The 3,013-nt window shown below is 61.4% G+C and carries 3 protein-coding genes; all 3 read right to left on the bottom strand.

The window, feature by feature from the left end; all coding sequences use genetic code 11:
- Window positions 1-189: 189 nt before the first annotated feature.
- Entirely contained in the window at window positions 190-720 is a 531-nt protein-coding gene (locus tag EOD15_RS31770; RefSeq protein WP_127319655.1) for a dihydrofolate reductase family protein, read from the bottom strand.
- Between the two features lie 96 nt (window positions 721-816).
- Window positions 817-1,449: a hypothetical protein gene (locus tag EOD15_RS31765; protein WP_127319653.1), complete on the bottom strand. Its 633-nt coding sequence runs from the start codon at window positions 1,447-1,449 to the stop codon at window positions 817-819.
- A gap of 15 nt (window positions 1,450-1,464) precedes the next feature.
- Window positions 1,465-3,012 (bottom strand): FAD-binding oxidoreductase, encoded by a 1,548-nt coding sequence (locus tag EOD15_RS31760; RefSeq protein WP_348629442.1) that lies wholly within the window; start codon window positions 3,010-3,012, stop codon window positions 1,465-1,467.
- Between the last annotated feature and the right edge of the window lies 1 nt (window position 3,013).

Here is a 3,013-nt window from a genome sequence, read left to right as displayed (position 1 = left end):
GAGCAAGTGGTCGATGGCGGAACCGGTGTGCTCTATCGCACGAAGAACGGCTACGCCGTGGTCAAGACCGATCTCGGCCGCGCCGCTTCGGCGACCGCCGACGCCGCGAAACGCTCCGTGAACTGGCTGGCCGGACTGGTACCGAAGGGACTGTAGTCCCGCTGGCGTCTCGGTTTGACGACCGCGTGATTAGGCAGGCACATAGGTCAACCTGATCACGTCATCGCCAATCAGATCGCTGGCCACAAAGCGAAGCGGCGGCCGGGGGCCGGCGAAGAATGGCTTGCCCTGACCGAGCACGAACGGGTGGAAGTAGAGTTGGTACGCATCGATAAGACCAAGGTCGGTCAGGCTTCGTGCCAGGTCTGGTCCAGAAACTGAAATCTCCCCGACGAGCTCAGCCTTCAGCCCACGGATCACCGTCTCGACGTCATCCCCGACAAGCGTGGCGTTGGGGCCGACCGACTTCAGCGAGCGCGACACAACCCACTTCGGTTGGCTCCGCCACGCAGCCGCGAATTCGTGCGCCTCCGCGCTCCACTCAGGACTGTCTTCGTCCCAATAACGCATGACCTCGTACATGCCGCGACCGTAAACACTGCCGCTCAAATTGCGCACTTGCTCCATCCAGTGACGAAAGATTGTGGGGCCTGACGGCATTTTCTGATGGTCGACGTAGCCGTCAAGTGACTGGTTCATTCTGAAAATGAGCTTCGCCATGCTGTAGGATCTCCAACCCAGAGTCTTCAGAATAACTGAGGCCGTCGTTACGCAAAAGTATGGGTTCCCAACCGAAATCCAAACTGAGACACGACCCTAGTCCGGCCGCAACTTAACTTTCAGGCTCTGCCAGAATTTGTCGATAAGCGGCTTTTCGGTCGCCGCGTCCTCGCCGGCAACGCGGGTGATGAACAGCAGCCCCCGATCGGCAACGCCGAAGCCGACGATCTCGAAATAGGCCGTGTCGGTACGTGTCTTTACCTCAGCGTGGATGCCGGTCAATTTCTTGCCGTCGGCGAGTTTGCGTGTCGTCGGCTTCTGCGTCAGCGTGGCGCCGGCCTGCACCGTTTCCTTGGTCATCTCCTGCAGCATCAACTGGTTGAGCGACACCGGATTCATGGTGCCATATTCCTGCACGACGACGATCGTGCCCAGCGCCGACGCCATCAGATACTGCGTGATATCATCGCCGAGGTCGGTCTTGGTCACCGAAATGTTGCTGGGGTGAACGAAGGAGAAAACGCTGCCGGAAAAGGTGGCGAAGTCGTTGCGTTCGAGCGTCACCTTGCTCTGCTTGCCGCCAGGCAGGGTCACGTCTGCGCTCTCGCCGGGATCGATATCGACCGTCACACCGTCGATGGTCAGCTTGAAGGCCTTGAGATCCTCGGCTCCGGCAGGGCCAGCGCACAGCGCGATGAGGATGAGTGCCGCGGCTGATACCTTGCGCATGAAGTCTCCTAACGTCTACGCCACCCCGCTCAGCGCCTTGATGGCACGGTAGAAGGTCGAGGAAAACAGTTCTGTCGGGTCATACTGCCGCTTCGCCGCCAGGAAGGCCGGCAGTTCGGGATAGGAGGCCAGCAGCTCCCTGGCCGTGTAATGCAGCTGGTAGGGCAGGAAGAACCGGCCGCCATGCTTGATCGTCGCGTCGATCAGCGCCCGGGTCAGCGCCCGCATCTTGGCATTGCCGTCGGCATCGGTCGGCTGGTTGATGTAGAGCACCAGCGAATAGGCCGGCTCCGGCGCGTAGGTCAGCGCCACATCCTCCTTGTGGACGATGCGCACCGAAGCATTGAGCACCGGCAGCGTCTGGTCGCGCAGGATCTCGCGCGCTTCCGCGATGAATTCGACATAGGCGGCACGTGGAATAAAATATTCGTGCAGGATGTCGGTCTCTTCCATCTGATCGTTGAAGAGATAGGGCACCGAATCGTGCATCGGGTTGTTGCGGGTGACGAGACAGGCCTCGCCCTCGGCCATGGCTGAGGTGCGCGCCACCGTGCAGCTTTCGAATTTCGGCTCCAGCGTCTTTTCGGTGAACCACTTCAGTTCCTGGAACAGGCTGCCCCATTTCGCCAGGTTGATGATCACCCGCTTCAACTCGACCGATCCCGGCTCGCCGATCTCAGGCTGATCCGCCGGCGGCTGCTCGGCCACCTTGTCGTAACGGTAGACGATCATGTCCTCGAGGAAATTGCCGGGCGCCGTCGACAGATGGCCGTAGAACAGGCCGATATCCTTGTTCGGCTCCAGCACCTCGGCGAAGAATTTCGGAAAATCGTCCGATCTGATGATTTCGCGCGAGGTGCGGTAGACGGCGTTGTCGACGATATCGAGCGTCGCCTCCAGCACCACGCCAAACAGGCCGTAGCCGCCGACGACGTGGCGGAATAGCTCGGTGTTCTCGGTGGGCGAGCAGGTCGTCACCGAGCCGTCGGCCAGCATCACTCGCATCGAGCGGATCGAGCCCGCCACCGAACCTGCCTGGTGGTCCATGCCGTGCGCATTGACCGACAGCGAGCCGCCGACCGAGAAGATGTCGGTTGATTGCATGGCCTTCACCGCAAAGTGCGGATGCAGAAGGTTCTGGATGTCGTGCCAGCACGCGCCCGGCTGCAAGGTCATGGTCTTCGCCGCAGCATCCACGGTCACCTTGTTGAACTTTCTGAGGTCGAGTACCAGAGCGTTGTCGTCGAAGGCATGCCCGCCCATCGAATGGCGGATGGCGGCCAGTGAGACTTTCAGGCCATTGGCATGCGCGAAGGCCAGCGCCTTGGCGATGTGCTCGTCCTCGCTGACCTCGACGACGCCGTAGACCGGCGTCCTCGACAGGCCGCTGGCATCGTTGATGTCGCCGCCTTTTGCCGACCAGGGCAGCGACGCATCGAAGGCTGGCGCATTGTCCGGCAGCTTCAGAGGCAGCGGGAAGCCGTCTATATCGGCTATCCGTCCTGCGTTCTTTGGGCCCGAAGGCCCGCGCGCCAGCCGCGCCACCGTGTTGCCGCCCCACAGC

Source organism: Mesorhizobium sp. M7A.T.Ca.US.000.02.2.1 (assembly GCF_003996995.1).
Lineage (GTDB): Bacteria > Pseudomonadota > Alphaproteobacteria > Rhizobiales > Rhizobiaceae > Mesorhizobium.
The sequence above is the reverse complement of the archived record's forward strand: the minus strand, read 5'-3'. Positions and strand labels throughout refer to the sequence as shown.

Excerpts from the sequence above, each read along its gene's own strand:
- EOD15_RS31770 (WP_127319655.1), bottom strand. The coding sequence starts at position 720 with ATGGCGAAGCTCATTTTCAGAATGAACCAGTCACTTGACGGCTACGTC.
- EOD15_RS31765 (WP_127319653.1), bottom strand. The coding sequence starts at position 1,449 with ATGCGCAAGGTATCAGCCGCGGCACTCATCCTCATCGCGCTGTGCGCT.